Source organism: Paraburkholderia atlantica, assembly GCF_000092885.1.
Lineage (GTDB): Bacteria > Pseudomonadota > Gammaproteobacteria > Burkholderiales > Burkholderiaceae > Paraburkholderia > Paraburkholderia atlantica.
On sequence record NC_014118.1, the window covers coordinates 2,239,826 to 2,259,170 of the forward strand.

17 protein-coding genes, 1 tRNA gene and 1 pseudogene are annotated in these 19,345 nt (G+C 63.0%); 13 read left to right on the forward strand and 6 right to left on the reverse strand.

Annotated features, from left to right (window positions below):
* Positions 1-3: 3 nt before the first annotated feature.
* A complete protein-coding gene (tsaD, locus tag BC1002_RS26090; RefSeq protein ID WP_013093004.1) occupies positions 4-1,032 on the reverse strand; it encodes a tRNA (adenosine(37)-N6)-threonylcarbamoyltransferase complex transferase subunit TsaD in 1,029 nt (342 codons plus the stop codon).
* 145 nt (positions 1,033-1,177) lie between these two features.
* Here tsaD and BC1002_RS26095 point away from each other — a divergent pair, with 145 nt between their 5' ends.
* From BC1002_RS26095 to BC1002_RS26125, 8 genes are all read left to right on the forward strand, one after another.
* Positions 1,178-2,395: a BaiN/RdsA family NAD(P)/FAD-dependent oxidoreductase gene (locus BC1002_RS26095; protein ID WP_041735222.1), complete on the forward strand. Its 1,218-nt coding sequence runs from the start codon at positions 1,178-1,180 to the stop codon at positions 2,393-2,395.
* A 68-nt stretch (positions 2,396-2,463) separates the two neighbouring features.
* Complete coding sequence (rpsU, locus tag BC1002_RS26100) at positions 2,464-2,676, forward strand: 30S ribosomal protein S21 (protein WP_008919901.1); 213 nt, start codon at positions 2,464-2,466, stop codon at positions 2,674-2,676.
* Between the two features lie 231 nt (positions 2,677-2,907).
* Positions 2,908-3,354, forward strand: a complete 447-nt coding sequence (locus tag BC1002_RS26105; RefSeq protein ID WP_013093006.1) for a GatB/YqeY domain-containing protein — start codon at positions 2,908-2,910, stop codon at positions 3,352-3,354.
* 120 nt (positions 3,355-3,474) lie between these two features.
* Positions 3,475-5,349: a DNA primase gene (gene dnaG / locus BC1002_RS26110; protein ID WP_013093007.1), complete on the forward strand. Its 1,875-nt coding sequence runs from the start codon at positions 3,475-3,477 to the stop codon at positions 5,347-5,349.
* 91 nt (positions 5,350-5,440) lie between these two features.
* Positions 5,441-7,831 (forward strand): RNA polymerase sigma factor RpoD, encoded by a 2,391-nt coding sequence (gene rpoD, locus BC1002_RS26115; protein ID WP_083788731.1) that lies wholly within the window; start codon positions 5,441-5,443, stop codon positions 7,829-7,831.
* 153 nt (positions 7,832-7,984) lie between these two features.
* Positions 7,985-8,072 (forward strand) — tRNA-Ile (locus tag BC1002_RS26120).
* Positions 8,073-8,302: 230 nt separating this feature from the next.
* On the forward strand, positions 8,303-8,473 hold the full coding sequence (locus tag BC1002_RS38515) for a hypothetical protein (RefSeq protein WP_013093009.1): 171 nt from the start codon (positions 8,303-8,305) through the stop codon (positions 8,471-8,473).
* Positions 8,474-9,364: 891 nt separating this feature from the next.
* Positions 9,365-10,507, forward strand: a complete 1,143-nt coding sequence (locus tag BC1002_RS26125) for a porin (protein ID WP_013093010.1) — start codon at positions 9,365-9,367, stop codon at positions 10,505-10,507.
* A 149-nt stretch (positions 10,508-10,656) separates the two neighbouring features.
* Here the strand turns inward: BC1002_RS26125 and BC1002_RS26130 are convergent.
* Positions 10,657-10,851: pseudogene (locus tag BC1002_RS26130) on the reverse strand (porin); the annotation flags it as partial.
* Between the two features lie 185 nt (positions 10,852-11,036).
* Between BC1002_RS26130 and BC1002_RS26135 the strand changes: the two are divergent.
* Complete coding sequence (locus BC1002_RS26135) at positions 11,037-11,393, forward strand: transposase (RefSeq protein WP_013093011.1); 357 nt, start codon at positions 11,037-11,039, stop codon at positions 11,391-11,393.
* Positions 11,394-11,411: 18 nt separating this feature from the next.
* Here BC1002_RS26135 and BC1002_RS26140 read toward each other — a convergent pair whose 3' ends face one another.
* The gene (locus BC1002_RS26140; protein ID WP_013093012.1) at positions 11,412-12,152 is read right to left on the reverse strand and encodes a Crp/Fnr family transcriptional regulator; all 741 of its coding nucleotides are present in this window, start codon (positions 12,150-12,152) and stop codon (positions 11,412-11,414) included.
* Between the two features lie 182 nt (positions 12,153-12,334).
* Between BC1002_RS26140 and BC1002_RS26145 the strand changes: the two genes are divergently transcribed.
* Entirely contained in the window at positions 12,335-13,969 is a 1,635-nt protein-coding gene (locus BC1002_RS26145) for an acyl-CoA synthetase (protein WP_013093013.1), read from the forward strand.
* 71 nt (positions 13,970-14,040) lie between these two features.
* Here BC1002_RS26145 and BC1002_RS26150 read toward each other — a convergent pair whose 3' ends face one another.
* Positions 14,041-14,679 (reverse strand): LysE family translocator, encoded by a 639-nt coding sequence (locus BC1002_RS26150; RefSeq protein ID WP_013093014.1) that lies wholly within the window; start codon positions 14,677-14,679, stop codon positions 14,041-14,043.
* Between the two features lie 457 nt (positions 14,680-15,136).
* On the opposite strand from BC1002_RS26150, the gene BC1002_RS26155 reads away from it, so the two are divergent.
* Positions 15,137-15,403 carry an H-NS family nucleoid-associated regulatory protein gene (locus tag BC1002_RS26155; RefSeq protein WP_013093015.1) on the forward strand — a complete coding sequence of 89 codons (267 nt, stop codon included), beginning with the start codon at positions 15,137-15,139 and terminating at the stop codon, positions 15,401-15,403.
* A 96-nt stretch (positions 15,404-15,499) separates the two neighbouring features.
* Here BC1002_RS26155 and pcaG read toward each other — a convergent pair whose 3' ends face one another.
* Complete coding sequence (gene pcaG / locus BC1002_RS26160; protein WP_013093016.1) at positions 15,500-16,087, reverse strand: protocatechuate 3,4-dioxygenase subunit alpha; 588 nt, start codon at positions 16,085-16,087, stop codon at positions 15,500-15,502.
* Positions 16,088-16,090: 3 nt separating this feature from the next.
* Positions 16,091-16,795: a protocatechuate 3,4-dioxygenase subunit beta gene (pcaH, locus tag BC1002_RS26165; protein ID WP_013093017.1), complete on the reverse strand. Its 705-nt coding sequence runs from the start codon at positions 16,793-16,795 to the stop codon at positions 16,091-16,093.
* 111 nt (positions 16,796-16,906) lie between these two features.
* On the opposite strand from pcaH, the gene pcaQ reads away from it, so the two are divergent.
* Together pcaQ and BC1002_RS26175 are read left to right on the forward strand one after the other, a co-directional pair.
* Complete coding sequence (gene pcaQ, locus BC1002_RS26170; protein WP_013093018.1) at positions 16,907-17,929, forward strand: pca operon transcription factor PcaQ; 1,023 nt, start codon at positions 16,907-16,909, stop codon at positions 17,927-17,929.
* Positions 17,930-18,201: 272 nt separating this feature from the next.
* Positions 18,202-19,329 carry a 4-hydroxyphenylpyruvate dioxygenase family protein gene (locus tag BC1002_RS26175; protein WP_013093019.1) on the forward strand — a complete coding sequence of 376 codons (1,128 nt, stop codon included), beginning with the start codon at positions 18,202-18,204 and terminating at the stop codon, positions 19,327-19,329.
* The last annotated feature ends 16 nt before the right edge of the window (positions 19,330-19,345 follow it).

Consider the following 19,345-nt stretch of genomic DNA (forward strand, 5'->3'; position numbering starts at 1 on the left):
GGTTCAGTGCGCGAGCGACGTCAGATCCCAACGCGGCTTCACGGTGAACGCGTAGTCGTTGACGGCCTGTTCGGGCCAGCGTTGCAGGCGCAGCGCGCCGGCCAGCGCGATCATCGCCCCATTGTCCGTGCACAGCGACAGGTCGGGATAGTGCACGTAAAAATTGCGCTTCTGCGCGGCGGCCGACAGCGCTTCGCGCAACTGCCGGTTCGCGCCGACGCCGCCCGCCACCACCAGCCGGTTCAGCTTCGTGCGCTTGAGCGCCGCAAGCGATTTCGCGGCCAGCACTTCGACGGCGGCATCGACGAAACCGCGCGCGAGGTCGGCCTTGGCCTGCTCGCAGATGTTTGCGCCGCCCAGCCGGTTTGCGTGTGTGAGCACAGCGGTCTTCAGGCCGCTGAAGCTGAAATCGAGGTCGCCGGAGTGCAGCATCGGGCGCGGCAGCACGACTGCGCCGGGTGTGCCGAACTCGGCCATGCGCGAGACTTCCGGGCCGCCCGGATAGCCGAGGCCCAGCAGCTTGGCGGTTTTGTCGAAGGCTTCGCCGGCGGCATCGTCGAGCGTTTCGCCGAGCGTCTCGTAGACGCCCACGTCCGTCACGCGCATCAGCTGCGTATGGCCGCCCGATACCAGCAGCGCGACGAACGGAAACGGCGGCGGCTCGTCGACGAGCAACGGCGACAGCAGATGCCCTTCGAGATGGTGAATGCCGACGGTCGGCTTGTTCCACGCCATCGCCAGCGAATTGGCGACGCTCGCGCCGACCAGCAGCGCGCCCGCGAGCCCGGGCCCTTGCGTGTACGCGATCGCGTCGATGTCGCCGCGCGCGACGCCGGCGCGCTCCATCACCTCTTCGAGCAACGGCAGCGCGCGGCGGATATGGTCGCGTGATGCAAGCTCCGGCACGACGCCGCCGTACTCCCGATGCATCGCAATCTGCGAATGCAGCGCGTGCGCGAGCAGGCCGCGCTCCGTGTCGTAGAGCGCGAGACCGGTTTCGTCGCAGGAGCTTTCGATGCCGAGAACGAGCATGATGAATCGCTTGAGACGGGCGCGCGCGACGCGCGTCCGAAAGTAAAAGGTAAGCCTGAAAGTATACCAGCGCGGCCAAGCAGCCGCTGGCGGCCGGCAGGTCGCGGGCATGGGCGCGAGGGCCCGGCAGGTACAATGCGGCCCCATGGAATCCTTCGATATCGCGGTGATCGGCGCGGGCGCGGCCGGAATGATGTGCGCGGCCGTGGCCGGTCAAGTCGGCCGGCGTGTGGCGCTGATCGACCACTCGCAGCGTCTCGCGGAAAAAATCCGCATTTCTGGTGGTGGCCGTTGCAACTTCACGAATCTGTATGCGGGGCCGGCCAATTATCTGTCGGCGAATCCGCATTTTTGCCGCTCGGCGCTTGCACGCTATACGCCGCGCGACTTCATGGCGCTGCTGAAGCAGCATCGCGTGACATGGCACGAGAAGCATAAGGGCCAGCTGTTCTGCGACCAGTCGAGCGACGCGGTCATCGACGTGCTTAAAAACGAGTGCGACGCCGGTGGCGTTGCATGGCGCACGCCGTTGTCCGTCGAAGAAGTTCGCCAGGACGCCGAAGGGCGGTTCCTGCTCGGCACGACGGCGGGCACGATCGCCGCCCGTGCGCTTGTGATCGCGACGGGCGGTTTGTCGATCCCAAAGATCGGCGCGACCGATTTCGCGTACCGGATCGCCAAGCAGTTCGGCCACAAGCTGATCGACACGCGCCCCGCGCTCGTGCCGCTGACCTTCGCGCCCGCCGATTGGGAGCCGTTTGCGGCATTGTCGGGCGTGTCGCTCGAAGTCCAGCTGTCGACCGGCAATAAGAAGACCGGCGCGGAGTTCACCGAAGATCTGCTGCTCACGCACCGCGGCCTGTCGGGCCCGGGCGTGCTGCAGATATCGAGCTACTGGCAGCCCGGCGAGCCGATTCACATCAATCTGCTGCCGGAGCGCGACGCCGCGGCCGCGCTCATCGACGCGAAAAACGGTATGAAGCGGCAGATCGCCAATCTGCTGTCGGAATGGGTGCCGCAGCGGCTCGCGCACGTGTGGCTCGACACCCATCAGGTGGCCGCCGAGGCCCGCGTCGCCGATCTGCCGGACAAGTCGCTGCGCCGCATCGGTGAGGCGCTGTCGCGCTGGACGCTCACGCCGAACGGCACAGAGGGCTATCGCAAGGCCGAAGTGACGCGCGGCGGCGTCGATACACGCGGTTTGTCATCGACGACGATGATGAGCGCGCGGGTGCCGGGCCTCTACTTCATCGGCGAGGCGGTCGACGTGACCGGCTGGCTCGGCGGCTACAATTTCCAGTGGGCGTGGGCGTCGGGTGTCGCGGCGGGGGAGGCCGCCGCCGAATATGCCCGGGGGGCTTGACGGCGCCATGGCTTTGTGAGAAAGCTCTGCTATACTCCTGAACCTTTACAAAGTTCCGTTATTGAAAAATGACGACCATCCGCGTAAAAGACAATGAGCCGTTCGAAGTCGCCATGCGCCGTTTCAAGCGCACCATGGAGAAAAACGGCTTACTGACGGAACTTCGCGCTCGCGAGTTTTACGAGAAACCCACAGCCGAACGCAAGCGCAAGAAAGCGGCGGCGGTGAAGCGTCATTTCAAGCGTCTGCGTGGCCAGATGCTGCCAAAAAAGCTCTACTGATTCTGGCGTTGCCCCGCTGTATGCGGCGGCAGCATCGAAGCCGGTGGGGGCACGACAGTGCCATCACGGCAAAACCGGCCCATCGGGCCAGCCGGCAGGGTCGCATCCACTACGCAAATTGCGCCAACCCGCTTGAGGAAGAAGTCCCAAGCGGGTTTTCGTGCTGATGCGGCGGTATCGCCGCTATCGACCGGCCGGTTTTCCAACTTTTCAACGCAATTCAGGTGAGTGATGAGTCTAAAGGACCGGATCAACGACGATATGAAAGCTGCCATGCGGGCGCGCGAGACCGAGCGTCTCGGTACGATCCGCCTGCTGCTCGCCGCGATCAAGCAGCGTGAAGTCGATGAGCGGGTCACGCTCGACGATGCCGGCATAACCGCCGTGGTCGACAAGATGATCAAGCAGCGCAAGGATTCGATCAGCCAGTTCGAGGCCGCCGGACGCACGGATCTCGCAGACAAGGAAAAGGCCGAGCTGGCGATTCTTTCCGCATATATGCCTGAGCAGATGTCCGAAGCGGAAATCGTTGCCGAAGTGCAGGCGGCGGTCGCGCAAACCGGCGCTGCCGGCCCGCAGGACATGGGCAAGGTAATGGGCGTGCTGAAGCCGAAGCTGGCCGGTCGCGCAGACATGACCGCCGTCTCCGCGCAGGTCAAGGCCGCGCTCGCGAGGTAACCCTGTCGAATTGTCCGGGCTGCGCGCCTCCTCCAGACGGAGAGGCGCGGGGCTTGGCCGCGGTGTCGAGCCCGGACTCCGGGCTTCGATTTTGAAGCTTTCCAGGCAGCGTCATTTACTGTGATCCCACCGTCATTCCTGCAGGACCTGCTCAACCGCGTCGATATCGTCGACGTGGTCGGCCGGTATGTGCAGCTGAAAAAGGGCGGCGCGAACTTCATGGGGCTGTGCCCGTTTCACAACGAGAAGAGCCCCTCGTTTACGGTTAGTCCGACTAAGCAGTTTTATCACTGCTTCGGCTGCGGTGCGCATGGCACGGCCATCGGTTTCCTGATGGAACACGTGGGCGCGTCGTTTCCCGAAGCGGTCAACGAGCTCGCGCAATCGGTGGGTCTCACCGTGCCGAACGAGCCTTCGCCCGGATATGGCGGCGGTGGAGGAACTGCTGGCGGCTACGCGCCGGGGGCGTCGAAGGCCGTCACCACGGCGCTGTCCGACCTCATGCAGACCGCCTGTGATTACTACCGTAAGCAGCTGCGCGGTGCGCCGGGCGCAATCCAATATTTGAAGAAGCGCGGTCTGACCGGCGAAATCGCCGCGCGCTTCGGTCTCGGCTATGCGCCTGAAGGCTGGCAAAACCTCGAAGCGGCGTTCCCGAACTACCGCGACGACGCGCTGGTCGAAGCGGGTCTTGTGATCGTCAGCGAAAAGTCCGACGCGCAGGGTCAGAACCGCCGCTACGACCGCTTCCGCGAGCGGATCATGTTCCCGATCCGCAATGTCAAAGGGCAGGTGATCGGCTTCGGCGGCCGCGTGCTCGACGGCGGCGAGCCGAAGTATTTGAATTCGCCAGAAACGCCGCTATTTAACAAGGGCAGCGAGCTGTACGGCCTGTTCGAGGCGCGTCTGGCGATTCGCGAGCAGCACTACGTGCTGGTCGTCGAAGGTTATATGGACGTGGTTGCGCTGGCCCAATTGGGCTTCCAGAACGCGGTCGCGACGCTCGGCACCGCTTGCACACCCATTCATGTGCAGAAACTGATGCGCCAGACCGATACGGTCATTTTCAGTTTCGACGGCGACGCGGCCGGCCGGCGTGCCGCACGCCGCGCGCTCGATGCGTGCCTGCCGCATGCCGCCGATAACCGGACGATCCGTTTCCTGTTCCTGCCGAGCGAGCACGATCCCGACAGCTACGTGCGCGAGTTCGGCACCGAGGCTTTCGCCGAGCAGGTCGAACGGGCGATGCCGCTGTCGCAGTTCATGCTCAACGAGGTGCTGACCGGCAAGGAACTCGATCAGCCCGAGGGCAAAGCCCGCGCGCTGTTCGACGCGAAACCGCTGCTGCAGGCGTTGCCCGCCAACGCGCTGCGCGCGCAAATCATGCATATGTTCGCGGACCGGCTCGATGTGCCGTTCAGCGAAGTCGCGGCGCTTTGCGAAGTCGATGCGCGGATCGCGGCCGCTGCGCGCGAGGCGCCGGCCCGCAAGGACCGCCGCAGCGTGACCGGCATCGAGGAAAAGACGCTGCGCAATCTCGTGATGTATCCGCGCACGGTCGCGATGCTCGACGAGGAGGCCGAAGAGGCGCTGCTGACCGTGACCCGGCACGGCGAACTGTTCGCGGAAGTGACGACCCACGCGCGCGCCCTTGGCGATTCGGCGGCGTTCCAGTTGTTGTCAGATCTCTTGCGAAATGGCGCGAACGCCCCAACTTTCGAGGAAATCTTTCGCAAAATTCTAGACTATGATGAAAACGTCCGGGATTTGCTGCTGAAAGACCCGCAGGACGCGGCCGTCATCGAGGAACGGCGCGAGCAGGAACGAATCGTCGGCGAGGAGTTGAAGGCCGCGATTTTGAAGATGCGATACGACGCTTATTGCGATCGTCTCGAACAGCTTTCGCGACAGTCACGACATACGCCGGAAGAGTTTGCCGAGTTTTCGGAGCTCAACCGGAAGCGGGCCGACATGAAGCGTCAACTCGGTCTGTAGCGGAGAGGGCAAAACCTCGGGTGCTATAATCAAAAGTTTCTAGCGGTTTGTTTTTTCAAGGGTTTTCCTAGCAAAGGCGAAAGGCGATGCGATGGCAAAGACAACAGGCGGAAATCAGACAACTGGCTCACGCGCTAAAGAGCGCACCGGAAAAGTTACCGAAGCCAGGCTGACTGCATCCGCCAGAAAAACGTCTGCTGTCAGTGTCGCGCCAGCTGCCGGGAAGAAGTCGTCGACCACGGCGGCCGCGCAGGCCGCACCGGTTCGGGCGGCGAAAGCTGTAGCACCGCCGGCTGCCAAGCGGGCGGGTGTCAGAAGCGCAAGGGAAGCGGCTGCCGTTGAGGACGATGCGGCAGCGCGCGTGACTTCAGTATCCACGGTTCATCCGGCTGTTGTCCAACAGCCGGGGGTCGAGACTACAGCCGGTACGGCGAACTCCATGACGAAAAAGCTGAATGAAGTACCCGTCGATGACGATGCAACCCAGACCGAAGAAACCGCTGCCGCCGCACCGGGCAAGGTGGAAAAGGTCAAGGCTCGCGACCGTCGTGCAAAGGAAAAAGCGCTGCTGAAGGATGCGTTCGCGTCGTCGCAGCCTGGCACGGTGGAGGAACTCGAGGAGCGTCGCTCCAAGCTGCGTGCGCTGATCAAGCTCGGCAAGGAGCGCGGCTTTCTTACGTACGCTGAAATCAACGATCACCTGCCGGACAACTTCACCGAGACCGAGGCGATCGAAGGCATCATCAGCACGTTCAACGACATGGGCGTCGCGGTCTACGAACAGGCCCCGGACGCTGAAACGCTGCTGCTCAACGACAACGCGCCCGCGGCTTCGTCGGACGATGAAGTCGAAGAGGAAGCCGAAGTCGCGCTTTCCACCGTCGACTCCGAATTTGGCCGCACCACCGACCCGGTGCGCATGTACATGCGCGAAATGGGTACGGTCGAGCTGCTTACGCGCGAAGGCGAAATCGAAATCGCGAAGCGCATCGAAGACGGCCTGAAGCACATGGTGATGGCCATCTCCGCGTGCCCGACCACGATCGCCGACATCCTCGCGATGGCCGAGCGCGTCGCCAATGACGAAAATCGCATCGACGAACTCGTCGACGGTCTGATCGACGCCGACGCGGAAGACGCCGACGGCTTCTCCGCACAGGAAGCGGAAGCGATCGAGAACGAAGACGAGGAAGCCGAGGAAGAGGACGAAGAAGACGAAGAAGAGGACGATGGCTCGGCGCAAGCCACGGCCAACGCCGCGCAGCTCGAAGCGCTGCGGCGCGCGTCGCTCGAAAAATTCGCGTTGATCAGCGAATGGTTCGACAAGATGCGTCGCGCGTTCGAGAAGGAAGGCTATAAGTCCAAGTCCTACCTCAAGGCGCAGGAAACCATCCAGAACGAGCTGATGACGATCCGCTTCACCGCGCGTACCGTCGAGCGCCTGTGCGACACGCTGCGCGCGCAGGTCGATGAAGTGCGCCAGGTCGAGCGTCAGATCCTCCATACGGTGGTCGACAAGTGCGGCATGCCGCGCGCGGAATTCATCGCGCGTTTCCCGGGCAGCGAGACGGACCTCGAATGGGCCGACAAGATCGTCGCCGAGGGACATGCGTATAGCGCGATCCTCACGCGCAACATTCCGGCGATCCGCGAACAGCAGCAACGTCTGCTCGATCTGCAGGCGCGTGTGGTGCTGCCGCTGAAGGACCTGAAGGAAACCAACCGTCAGATGGCGGCCGGCGAACTGAAGGCGCGTCAGGCGAAGCGCGAGATGACCGAAGCGAACCTGCGTCTCGTGATTTCGATCGCGAAGAAGTACACGAACCGCGGTCTGCAGTTCCTCGACCTGATTCAGGAAGGCAACATCGGCCTGATGAAGGCGGTGGACAAGTTCGAATACCGTCGTGGCTACAAGTTCTCCACGTATGCTACGTGGTGGATTCGCCAGGCCATTACGCGTTCGATCGCCGACCAGGCGCGCACGATCCGGATTCCGGTTCACATGATCGAAACGATCAACAAGATGAACCGCATCTCGCGTCAGATCCTGCAGGAAACCGGCCTCGAACCGGATCCGGCAACGCTGGCCGAGAAGATGGAAATGCCGGAAGACAAGATCCGCAAGATCATGAAGATCGCGAAGGAGCCGATCTCGATGGAAACGCCGATCGGCGACGACGACGATTCTCATCTGGGCGACTTCATCGAAGATACGAACACGGTCGCTCCGGCGGATGCGGCGTTGCACGCGAGCATGCGCGACGTCGTGAAGGACGTACTCGACTCGCTGACGCCGCGCGAAGCGAAGGTGTTGCGCATGCGTTTCGGTATCGAGATGAGCACCGATCACACGCTCGAAGAAGTCGGTAAGCAGTTCGACGTGACGCGTGAGCGGATTCGTCAGATCGAGGCGAAGGCGCTGCGGAAGCTGCGTCATCCGAGCCGTTCGGACAAGCTGAAGTCGTTCCTCGAAGGGAATTGACGGCGGCGGCCGCGGCTGGCCGCACATGATGCGATAGAAGGGGCCGCCCGGTCGTTTCGCAGAAGCGAAGCGGTTGCGCAGGCCCCTTTTTCGTGTAGTATGTCGCCCAATCGACGAAACGGGCCCGGCCTTCACGACCGGGTCTTTTTTCTTGGGCTGGACGCCGTGTTGGTTGCAGGCAGTGGACTCATAATCCACCTCCGAAAGGACATCGTGGGTTCGAACCCCACCCGGCCCACCAAAGTATCGAAAAAAGGGTTCCGACTTCGGAACCCTTTTTGTTTTGCGCGGCAACCCCTCACGGCATGGTCCGATGAGATGGCGGATTCGCGTCTCGAACGTCACTGAGGCGTCGGGCGCTGCAAATTCGGTATCGAGTCAGCGCAGTTTCTACAGGCGCCGCAAGCGGTCGCAGGAATAGCCGTTGCGCATCCAGCGTAGGGACATGTTCCCGTAGACCTGGAGGCCGTCATGCAAACCGACCCAACCATCGATCCCGTCGCGCCTCCGAATCAGCCGCTCGAGGAATCCAACGGCGAGCCGCATCCATTGCCCGACACGCCGCCCGACACCGACCCGCTCGCGCCGGGTTCCTCGTCCGAGGACGAGGAGGCGCTCGAGCGCGCTCCACGCACGCCATAAGCGGTGATTGCGCGTAATCAGGGAAACTCCGTGTAAATGCGGGCGCCGCCTCGCCGTTAATTGAATGCGGAAGGCTTGCTGATGCACGCAGTCCGCTTTCAGCACGGGTGTTGTCACGCGGCGGCCGGCGCCGCAATTCACCTCCGGGCAATGCCCGTGCTGAAGGCTTCTTCGAGTCGCGTACAAATCTGATAAAGACGTGACAGAGGGTGCTCGCTAAAGCGAGAAATCAGAAGACTGCCGCAAGGGCAGTGTCTCAATAGTGAATGCTGATTCGACGCGGGGGCCGAGGACGGTTGCGCCGCCAGCAGGCGGCAGCGATAGCCTGGGTTGGCAATGAAGAGTGCGAATAAGCCGTCTCGGTAATTCGACGACTTAATCGGCCCCGACGGAAACGATTAATTGCCGGTACGCGAGGGAGAGTGCAATATCTCCATTAAGTTCCCCGCGATCGCAAAATAAATTTTAAGCCGCACGCGAAACCGTCATTCGAACCGTTCGATTACAAAAATATCGACGGTCTTGCCACAATTTGCTCCGACCCGATTACGTCACACGTATTAAAACGCTGTTGCAAATGCGCAACTTCCAATATTGGCGCGTTGCAAATTCGTTTTGGCTGAGGCTGGCGATGCGACACTTAGATCTTGCAATAAATATTGGAAATACAAGAACTTAGCGGCATGGACTCCAGCATTGTTGCGAATTTCGAAAAATCATGTTGCGTGAATTGTCGGCGTCGATACCAGGGTGTCCCCCTACACTCACGCTTCGCTTCAAGGGTGCCCGGTCGATCCGAACGGGTCGGCCAAGCGGGCGGCGGCAGGTGCGATGCATCGGCCGCTGAGGCAGGTCCTGCTCCCCGTATAAATTTTTCGAATTGGAGTTCCCATGAAAAAGAGTCTCATCGTCGTTGCGGCTGCCGCATCGTTCGCTTCGGTCGCTCACGCACAAAGCAGCGTGACCCTGTACGGTCTGATCGACGCAGGTCTGACGTACACCAGCAACGTTGCTGGCAGCTCCAAGTGGGCAGCAAACAGCGGCGGCATCGACCAGAGCCGCTTCGGCCTGCGTGGCTCGGAAGATCTGGGCGGCGGTCTGAAGGCAATCTTCACGTTGGAAAGCGGCTTCAACATCAACAACGGCCAGTTCGCTAACAACAAGGGCATGTTCAACCGTCAGGCTTACGTCGGTCTGTCGAGCGCGCAATTCGGTACGGTCACGCTGGGTCGCCAGTACGACGCAGCGCAGGACTACCTCGCACCGCTGACCGCAACGGGCAGCTGGGGCGGCACGTACTTCGCGCACCCGTTCAACAACGACAACCTGAACACCAACGGTGGTCTGTCGGTCAACAACTCGGTCAAGTACTCGAGCGCTAACTACGCTGGCTTCACGTTCGGCGGCACGTACGGCTTCTCGAACCAGGCTGGTGGCTTCGCAAACAACCGTCAGTACAGCTTGGGCGCCGCCTACCAGTGGCAAGGCCTGCACCTCGGTGCTGCCTACGTTCAGCAAAACAACCCGGCTGCTAACGCAAGCGGCGCATCGGACGGCGTTCTGGCGAACACGTCGGGCGTCCTGACGGGCAACTTCCGTCAGCGTCAGTTCGGCGCAGGCGCTTCGTATGGCTTCGGCCCGGCGCTGGTCGGCGTGGCCTGGACGCAATCGCGCGTCGACAACCTGGTTGGTGCAGCAGCTGGTCAGCGTCAAGGCCACACCAACAACTACGAAATCAACGGCAAGTACAACGTGACCCCGGCGATGGCTCTCGGCGTGGCGTACACGTTCACCGACGCACGCGGCTACGGCATCAACGCCGACGGTAACGACATGAAGACCCGTTACCACCAGATCGGCCTGCAGGCTGACTACTCGCTGTCGCGTCGCACCGACGTCTACGCTCAGGCTGTGTACCAGCACGCAATGGGCGACGGCGGCGTGGCTTCGATCTACAGCGGCGACAACACGGTTCCGACCTCGTCGTCGAAGAACCAGACGGCTGCTACGGTCGGTCTGCGTCACCGCTTCTAAGCTTCAGCAGAAGCTGCCTGTAGTACAGAAAGGTGCCGTTCGCGGCACCTTTTTTTATGCGTGCGGCAGACCGGTAAGCCGGTTTCCGTATGCGAGCAAAAAAACGGGCGTCCCTGGGGACGCCCGTTTTGCCATGACGACCCGGAGATTCAGAAAGTCGTCCGCAGACCGAGCGCAACGCCGGTCTGGTTGTTGCGGCCCGGCAGTTCGACCGAGGCCGCGCCCGACACCTGGTCGAAATCGACGGTGCCGTACACCTCGGTGCGTTTCGACAGCGCGTACTCGGCCAGTCCGACGAACGTGTAGCGATAGCCGCTGCCGACCGGACCATTGCCGATCGCCGCGTATCCGCGTCGAACCATCAGCGCTGTGACGCAATAACCTATTGCCATTTTTGACAATTGCGCCGTTCCGGATCACAAAAGTTGACTCTCTCCCAGGCAAGCTTCGAGTAGTCTCGAACGAGTTGACCTATCGACACTACTTTTGGAGCGACGCCAGCACGCGCTTCACGCGTGCGCTCTCACGCATGAATAGCCCATCTTCCGAGTCCATCACGACCGGGCCAGTCGTTCAGGAGTTGACCGACGAGCAATGGCAGCGGGTCGCGCCGCTATTGCCCGAAACCCCGCATGACCACGTCCCGCGGCGTGGTCGTCCGCCAATCGATATTCGCCACGTGCTCAATAGCGTGATGTGGGTGCTGCACACGCGTGCGCCGTGGAGCGCGATGCCCGGGCACTACGTGCCGTACCAGACCGCGCATCGCTACTATCTGCGCTGGAAAAGATCGGGCGTGCTGAGCGCGATCATGCTGGCGCTGTTCAAGACCGACGCCGCTATCCAAACGCGCGCGACGCGCAAGGGCGGCGTGCGCGCCGGGTAGCGCGCGGCCGCCGCGCCGCTAGATCTGCTCCCGTCCGTACGCATCTAGCCGCTCGAGATCGAGCACCTCGATCTGGTTATACGACAGACGCAAAATCCGCAGCTTTTCCAGGTTCTGCAGCGCCTGATTGATGCGCTGCCGCGACACCCCCGCAAGCAAGCCGACCTCTTCCTGCGAAATCGCCAGTGTGTGCCCCGTGTCCGGATACAGATCCGGATTGAACAACTGCGCGAGCGATTGCGCGACGCGTGCGTCCACGTCGAGCAGCCGGCTGTTCTGGATCGACGCGATGAATTCCCCCATCCGGTTGTTCAACTGACGGATCACGAAGCCCGTGAACGGCAGGCTCGATTCGAGCAGCGCATGGAAGGTCGCTGATGGCACGAACATCATCAGCGATGGCTGGATTGCGGCCACGTCGTACTTGCGCAACTCGCGCTTGATTACGCTGCCTTCGCCGAACCAGCCGCCCGGCGGCACGCCCGACAGCGTGCAACTGCGGCCTGACGCGTTGTAGATCGCGAGCTTGATGAGCCCCGAGTGCACGCCGATCCAATAATCGGACGGTTGCTGGCGACGCGCGATCCACGCGCCGCCTTCAAAGTGCTCGGCGTGCGCGCTGGCGAGCACCATCGCCTGATGCTCGGTGGCGAGCGCGCGAAACCACGCGCAGGTGGCGAACAGCCGCGCCAGCTCGGCGGGCGCGACACGTTGGGGCGGGCGGGAGTCGGCACGGTCAGTGAGAGGAGCGTCGGTCATCGGCGATAAGCGTCCTGGGAGCGGTTCCGGCTGAGCCATGTCAAGGCGGGGCGACAGCGGCGCCACTCTGTCATTTGAATGACAGACAGTTCATGACGACAATTGCTAGGCTAGGCCCTGGTTATTCATAGAAAACGATCACAACAATCGGCGGCGCGGCTCGCGCCTCAGGAGACGAAGCAATGACACAGCACATGTTCGACGAAGGCCTCGGGCGGCGCGAGGCCAATTATGTCCCGTTGACGCCGATCGATTTCCTCCTGCGCGCAGCGCAAGTGTATGGCGAGCGGCTCGCGATCGTCCACGGGGATACCCGCCGCAACTGGCGCGAGACCTACGAGCGCGCGCGGCGGCTCGCGAGCGCGCTGCACGAGGCCGGCATCGGCCGTGGCGATACGGTCGCCGCGCTGTTGCCGAACATCCCGCCGATGGTCGAGGCGCACTTCGGCGTGCCGATGGCCGGGGCCGTGCTGAATACGCTGAACACGCGGCTCGACGTAGCGACGCTGCTGTTCATGCTGCGCCACGGCGAGGCGAAGGCGCTGATCGTCGATACCGAATATGGCGAGTTTGCGCATCGGGCTGCGCTCGAATTTCCGGAACTGCGCGTGATCAGCGTGGCCGATGCGCAGCCCGTCGACGCCGCGCAGTTCCTCCGCGCGACCGACTACGAGCAGTTCCTGCAAACCGGCGACCCGTCCTACGAGTGGACTCCGCCCGCCGACGAATGGGACGCGATCGCGTTGAACTACACGTCGGGCACGACCGGTGACCCCAAGGGTGTCGTCTACCATCACCGCGGCGCGTATCTGAATGCGCTGAGCAACATCCTCGAATGGGATATGCCGAAGCACGCCGTTTATCTGTGGACGCTGCCGATGTTTCACTGCAACGGCTGGTGCTTTCCGTGGACCGTGGCCGCGCGCGCGGGCGTCAACGTCTGTCTGCGCAAGTTCGACGCGAAGACCGTGTTCGAGCTAATTCGCCGCGAGCACATCACGCATTACTGTGGCGCGCCGATCGTGCAGAGTTCGCTAGCGAATGCGCCGGCCGAATGGCGCGAGGGCATCACGCATCGCGTGTCGACGATGGTCGCGGGCGCTGCGCCGCCGCCCGCGGTGATCGCGAAGATGAAGCAGATCGGTTTCGATCTGACGCACGTGTACGGGCTCACCGAAACCTACGGGCCGGCGGCCGTCTGCGCGAAGCAGCAGGAGTGGGACGCGCTCGACGAGCAAATCAGCGCCGACCTGACCGCGCGCCAGGGCGTGCGTTATCACCTGCAAGCGGCGGTCACGGTGCTCGATGCGGACACGCTCGCGCCGGTGCCGGACGACGGCGAAACGATCGGCGAGATCATGTTTCGCGGCAACATCTGCATGAAGGGCTACCTGAAGAACGAGCGCGCGACCGAAGCCGTTTTCAAAGGCGGCTGGTTCCACACCGGCGATCTCGGCGTGCGCACGGCCGACGGCTATATCCGCATCCGCGACCGCAGCAAGGACATCATCATTTCGGGCGGCGAAAACATTTCGAGCATCGAGGTCGAGGACACGCTGTACCGGCACCCGGCGGTGTCGGTGGCGGCGGTGGTCGCGATGGCCGATCCGAAGTGGGGCGAGGTTCCGTGCGCGTTCATCGAGTTGAAGGAAGGCGCGCAGGCGACCGAGGAGGAAATCATCGCGCACTGCCGGCTGTTTTTGGCCGGCTTCAAGTTGCCGAAGGCGGTGCGCTTTGGCGAGTTGCCTAAGACGTCGACGGGGAAGATCCAGAAGTTCGAGTTGCGCGCGCGGATCAAGGCGGAGGGGAAAGGATAACGCGCTGCGATTTCTTTGTTTCCGGGCGGCGCGCATCGAGTTACGCCGGCGCGCGCCGCTTCATGCTGGCGTCAAATCCCCACTTTGTGCGCGTTCAGAATCAGCCGCAGGCCGAGCGCGGTCACCGCGCTCGCGGCGATGCGATCGATCCACGCCTTCCAGCGCAGATAGATTTCGCGCGGCCGTTGGCTAGAAAAGCACAGGGCGACGATCGTGTACCAGCCTGCTTCGATCGCGAAGATCGCCGGCGGCAGCGCGAAATAGCACCACACGGGGGGATGCTGCGGCAACAGCGCGGCGAAGATACTGCCGTAATATACGGCCGTTTTCGGATTGCTGAGCTGCGTGCTCAAGCCGATCCAGAACGACTTGCGCGGGTTGATGCCGCTGCCGCTTTGCGCTTCGCTGAACGCGAGCGGCTTCGCGGCGCCGCGCCAGATTTTCGACGCCAGATAGACCAGGTAGACGCCGCCGGCTACTTTCAGCCCCACGTACAGCCATTCGACCGTCGCGAGCAGCGTGTAGAGCCCGAGCAGCGCGATGCCGCTAAAAAACACGCCGCCGATGCCCATGCCGAGCGCCGTCGCGAGACCGTCACCACGCGACAGACCGATCGCGTTGCGCGCGACGATGACGAAGCTGGGCCCCGGACTCATCGCGCCTAAAAGCAGCGCGGCGAGGATCGTGAGGATGGCGGTCGAGGCGGGCATGGTCGTGTCTCCTGATGTCGGGCCGATGCCAGATGTGCTGGCGAATACCGAGTTTCGCATTGTCCGCCAATCGCGCGGCGGAAGCCACGATTACCGAAAACTCGGAAATCCCGCAATCAGTACAATTAGAAAAACTTCTTTGCTGCGGCCAAAATACATCGAATGCTAGAATCACTTTCGACATAGTTCCCTCGCCACGACGAGGCGACGCACGAAGCGAAACACGGGTGCAATTCGAGCCCCGTTCGATTCTTCGAGTAGCCGATTCGCTTGATCCCAGCGCTTTAATCCAGAATCTGACAGGCATCAGTTGCAAATGCGGGTTTTTACGCATTTGCAGGGATCGCGTGAATTCGTCGAATTGCTTTCGTTCAAATTGAATTAAGCACGAGCCTCGCGTTGTTATGCGAGTTGCCAGTTTGTCTAATGCCAGCAAGAGCTGCGACACCAATACGTTATGAAACAACGAGAAGGACAACAACGACTGTTCGAACGCGACGAGAACCTGCGCGAGCGCATGATCGCGTGGATCCGCCGACGCATGGACGACCACAACATCACCCTCGAAGCGCTGGCCGAATCGCTCGAAGCCGATGCGAACGCCGTGGCCGCGGTGCTGTATCGCGACGCGTTCGGCAACACGTGGGACGGTCACGGCGATAAACCGGCATGGCTCGCGCGCGCGATTCACGCCGGACAAAGCATCGATCATTTCCGCTGCTGAGCGCGCGCAGGCGCGCAGCGAAACGACCGCGCGAAAAAAAGCCCGCGCAAGGCGGGCTCGGTCTTTACTGCTCGGCGTTTCACGACGAATCGCGCATCACAGGTCGAAAAACACGGTTTCCTGATCGCCCTGCATGTGGATGTCGAAGCGGTACACGTTGGCCGTACCGGCAACGCGGCGCGCGATCAGCGTGCCACGGCGCTCGGCCGGCACCGACGCCAGCACGGCGTCCTGCTCGTTCGCCGGCGCTTCGTCCTCGAAATAGATGCGCGTGAACGTGTGCAGCAGCATGCCGCGCATCGTCAGGATCACGTCGATGTGCGGCGCTTCGTCGGGGTTCGCGCGGCCCGGCTTCACCGTCTCGACGATAAAGCGCTTATGCGGGTCCGTGCCGGTACCGACGCGCGCAAAGCCGTGAAAGCCGGTCTTCAGGATCTCGTCGCGCGATTCCGGATAGTGGCCGTTTGAGTCGACTTGCGACATTTCGATCATCGCGTCGCCGACCACCTTGCCGTCGCCGTCGAACACCTGACCGACGATCGTGATGTGCTCGCCGGCCGCTTCCATGTCGGCGATCACGTGCGTGAACAGGCTCTTGTAATCGAAGTCGTATTGCTGCGGGCAAAGACCGTAGGCAAAGTACGGACCAACGGTTTGCGAAGGCGTTTGCTTGAGAGTCGTCATGGCTTAGCGCTCCATCGGGGTTTCGTTCGGGCCGCGCAGCACGATGTCGAAATCGTAGCCGAGCGCATAGGCCTCTTGCGTAATGTCGAGCGAGAACTTCGAGATCATGCGCTCACGGGCGTTTTCCGGCGTGCCCTGGTAGATCGGGTCGAACGCGAGCAGCGGATCGCCAGGGAAGTACATCTGCGTGACCAGACGCGAGCCGAAGTGGTCGCCGAACAGCGAGAAGTGGATGTGCTGCGGACGCCATGCGTTCGGGTGGTTGCCCCACGGATACGCGCCCGGCTTGATGGTCAGGAAGCGGTAACGGCCTTCGTTGTCCGTGATGCAGCGGCCCGCGCCGAGGAAGTTCGGATCGAGCGGCGCGTCGTGCTGGTCGGCCTTATGCACATAGCGGCCGGCGGCGTTCGCCTGCCAGATTTCCACGAGCGTGTTGCGCACCGGGCGGCCACCTTCGTCGAGCACGCGGCCCGTCACGATGATGCGCTCGCCGAGCGGTTCACCATTGCGCACCGCGTTGCGGGTCAGGTCGTTGTCGAGCGGGTCGAGGTCGTCGGTGCCATAGACCGGCACGCGCTGGTCGCGCAGACGTTCCTTCAGCGGAATCAGCGGACGGGTCGGGCCGCGCTTGACCGACGAACCGTACGGCGGATAGATGTACTCGGGATGGGACGCGAAATCTCGCGGGGAAAGAATTGAATCTTCCATGAAGTGTCTCCGTTGGAGGAATCGGGGGATGCGGCGTTATGACTCGCACTTTATACAAAGCGGCCGGTTATGAAAAATGACGTTTTTGCCCGTTTCGTATAACCTTCCGTTATGCAACGCAGTCTCGCGGATAGCCGCGTCAAATTTCGTCATCTCCAGTGCTTTTTGGCCGTCGCGCAGTTCGGCAGCGTCCAGCGGGCGGCGGACAGTCTGTCGATCACGCAGCCGGCGGTATCCAAGACGGTCGCCGAGCTGGAAACCATTCTCGGCGTGAAACTGTTCGAGCGCGGCCGTCACGGCGCGGTGCCGACGCGCGAGGGACAGCTTTTCATGCCGCACGCGAGCGCCTGCGTGAGCGCGCTGCGGCAGGGCGTCGATCTGCTCGCGCGCGCCGAGGGCGCGGCCGCCGCGACGCTCGAAGTCGGCGTGCTGCCCACTGTCGCCGCGGCGCTGATACCGGCCGTGCTGAGACAGTTCTCGACGCAGTGGCCGCGCGTGATCGTGCGCCTCGCGACCGGCGCAAATCCGGAATTGCTCGAGCGCCTGAAAGCGGGCTCGATCGAATTCGCGATCGGCCGCCTCGCGGACCCGGAGCGGATGGTCGGCCTGAGCTTCGAGCAACTGTTTACCGAGCCGCTGATCGCGGTCGTGCGCGCCGGGCATCCGCTAGCGCAGGGAACGGCGTTGCCGGCCACGTCGCTGGAGGAATTTCCGATCGTGCTGCCGCCGTTCGGCACGCTGATCCGCCAGTCGACCGAGAGCCTGCTCAGCGCGTGGGGCGTGGCGCCGTTGTCGGGGTTCGTCGAGGTGTTGTCGGTATCGACGGGGCGTGCGCTGACGCTCGAAAACGGCGCGGTGTGGTTCGTGCCGCAAAGCGCGGTCGAATACGAACTCGCGCACGGCATGCTGGTGCGCTTGCCGCTGCCGTTTGCGGGTACCGGCGAGCCGGTGGGACTGATCCGTCGCTCGGATACGCAGCCGTCGGCGGTGGGGCGCGCGTTCATCGAGGCGGTGCGCGAGGTCGCGCGGGGCAGAATGGCGGCGGCGTCGGGCAAGGATGCGGGCAAGAACACTGGTAAAACCGCCGGCAAAACGGCGCGCAAAGGCAGCCCGGGCGACGCGCCGCTCGAGTGATCCGGCGGCCTGCCGCACGCATGCCCCCGAGCGCCCAGCGGCACGCCGTTCGACGGATGAACCAACCAGTACAAAATGACGGTTGCGAATGCCCCGCGACCCGGTGTAAAAACACGGTGCGAAAGCCGCCGCAGCCCGTTTTTTCGCGACACGCCGCGTGCACGCCACGAGCGGGCACGCGTCACGCAGCCCATCGCGAGCGGCCGGAACGGTTCGCGCCGAACCCCGGAAAGACCGGCCACCGCATCGAAAGACCGTACAAGGAGATTGCCATGCCCCGCGACTTGCCCACTCCCGAGGCCGCGCAGCGCGCCGTGATGGCGCCGGAGCACAATCCGCTCGGCACGGCCGGCCTCGAATTCGTCGAGTTCGCCGCCCGCGATCCGCGGGCGCTCGGCGAGACCTTCAAGCGGCTCGGCTTCAAGGCGATCGCGCGTCATATCAGCAAGGACGTAACGCTGTTCCGTCAGGGCGAGATGAATTTCCTGATCAACGCGGAGCCCGATTCGTTCGCGGCGCGCTACGCGGAGGAATACGGGGTCGGCATCTGCGCGATCGGGATTCGGGTCGCCGACGCGCAGCGCGCGTTCGAACGCGCGGTGGAGCTCGGCGCGTGGGAGTTCGAGGGCGAACGCCTCGGTGCCGGCGAACTGTTGATTCCGGCGATTCAAGGCATCGGCGATTCACACATCTATTTCGTCGATCGTTGGCGCGGGCGCGGCGGTCAGCGCGGCGGCCTCGGTGATATCTCGATCTTCGACATCGACTTCCGCCCCATCGAAATCGACACGGCCGAAGCCGATCTGAGTCACGCGGGCAGCGGCCTGATCGCGGTCGATCATTTGACGCAAACCGTTGGCGAAGGCCGCATGCAGGAGTGGATCGACTTCTATCGCGACCTGCTGAATTTCCGCGAGATTCACGAGTTGCACGCGAATTGGCACGTGTCGGCGGAATCGCGCGTGATGGTGTCGCCGTGCGGCGCGATCCGCATTCCGCTGTACGAGGAAGGCACGCGCCGGACCAACCTGATGCACGAGTATCTGCCCGACCATCCGGGCGAAGGCGTGCAGCACATCGCGCTCGCCACCGACGACATCTTCGCGTGCGTCGAGCGTCTGCTCGCGAACGGCGTCGAATTCGTGGAGCCGCCGCCGCGCTACTACGATCAGCTCGATGCACGTTTGCCGGGCCACGGGCTCGACGTCGAGCGGCTGCGGCGCACGCATGTGCTCGTGGATGGCGAGATCGGCGCGGACGGCGTGCCGTTGCTGTTTTTCCAGACCTTCGTGCGCCGTCGCGCCGGCGAGATCTTCTTCGAGATCGTGCAACGCCAGGGGCATCATGGCTTTGGCGAAGGCAACCTGGCCGCATTGGCGCAGGCGCGCGCCGGCAGCTAGATTTCGCGCGGCCGCA

Bases quoted from the DNA above. Each gene is read 5' to 3' on its own strand.
- tsaD (WP_013093004.1), bottom strand. From the start codon at position 1,032: ATGCTCGTTCTCGGCATCGAAAGCTCCTGCGACGAAACCGGTCTCGCG.
- BC1002_RS26095 (WP_041735222.1), top strand. From the start codon at position 1,178: ATGGAATCCTTCGATATCGCGGTGATCGGCGCGGGCGCGGCCGGAATG.
- rpsU (WP_008919901.1), top strand. From the start codon at position 2,464: ATGACGACCATCCGCGTAAAAGACAATGAGCCGTTCGAAGTCGCCATG.
- BC1002_RS26105 (WP_013093006.1), top strand. From the start codon at position 2,908: ATGAGTCTAAAGGACCGGATCAACGACGATATGAAAGCTGCCATGCGG.
- rpoD (WP_083788731.1), top strand. From the start codon at position 5,441: ATGGCAAAGACAACAGGCGGAAATCAGACAACTGGCTCACGCGCTAAA.
- BC1002_RS38515 (WP_013093009.1), top strand. From the start codon at position 8,303: ATGCAAACCGACCCAACCATCGATCCCGTCGCGCCTCCGAATCAGCCG.
- BC1002_RS26125 (WP_013093010.1), top strand. From the start codon at position 9,365: ATGAAAAAGAGTCTCATCGTCGTTGCGGCTGCCGCATCGTTCGCTTCG.
- BC1002_RS26135 (WP_013093011.1), top strand. From the start codon at position 11,037: ATGAATAGCCCATCTTCCGAGTCCATCACGACCGGGCCAGTCGTTCAG.
- BC1002_RS26140 (WP_013093012.1), bottom strand. From the start codon at position 12,152: ATGACCGACGCTCCTCTCACTGACCGTGCCGACTCCCGCCCGCCCCAA.
- BC1002_RS26145 (WP_013093013.1), top strand. From the start codon at position 12,335: ATGACACAGCACATGTTCGACGAAGGCCTCGGGCGGCGCGAGGCCAAT.
- BC1002_RS26150 (WP_013093014.1), bottom strand. From the start codon at position 14,679: ATGCCCGCCTCGACCGCCATCCTCACGATCCTCGCCGCGCTGCTTTTA.
- BC1002_RS26155 (WP_013093015.1), top strand. From the start codon at position 15,137: ATGAAACAACGAGAAGGACAACAACGACTGTTCGAACGCGACGAGAAC.
- pcaG (WP_013093016.1), bottom strand. From the start codon at position 16,087: ATGACGACTCTCAAGCAAACGCCTTCGCAAACCGTTGGTCCGTACTTT.
- pcaH (WP_013093017.1), bottom strand. From the start codon at position 16,795: ATGGAAGATTCAATTCTTTCCCCGCGAGATTTCGCGTCCCATCCCGAG.
- pcaQ (WP_013093018.1), top strand. From the start codon at position 16,907: ATGCAACGCAGTCTCGCGGATAGCCGCGTCAAATTTCGTCATCTCCAG.
- BC1002_RS26175 (WP_013093019.1), top strand. From the start codon at position 18,202: ATGCCCCGCGACTTGCCCACTCCCGAGGCCGCGCAGCGCGCCGTGATG.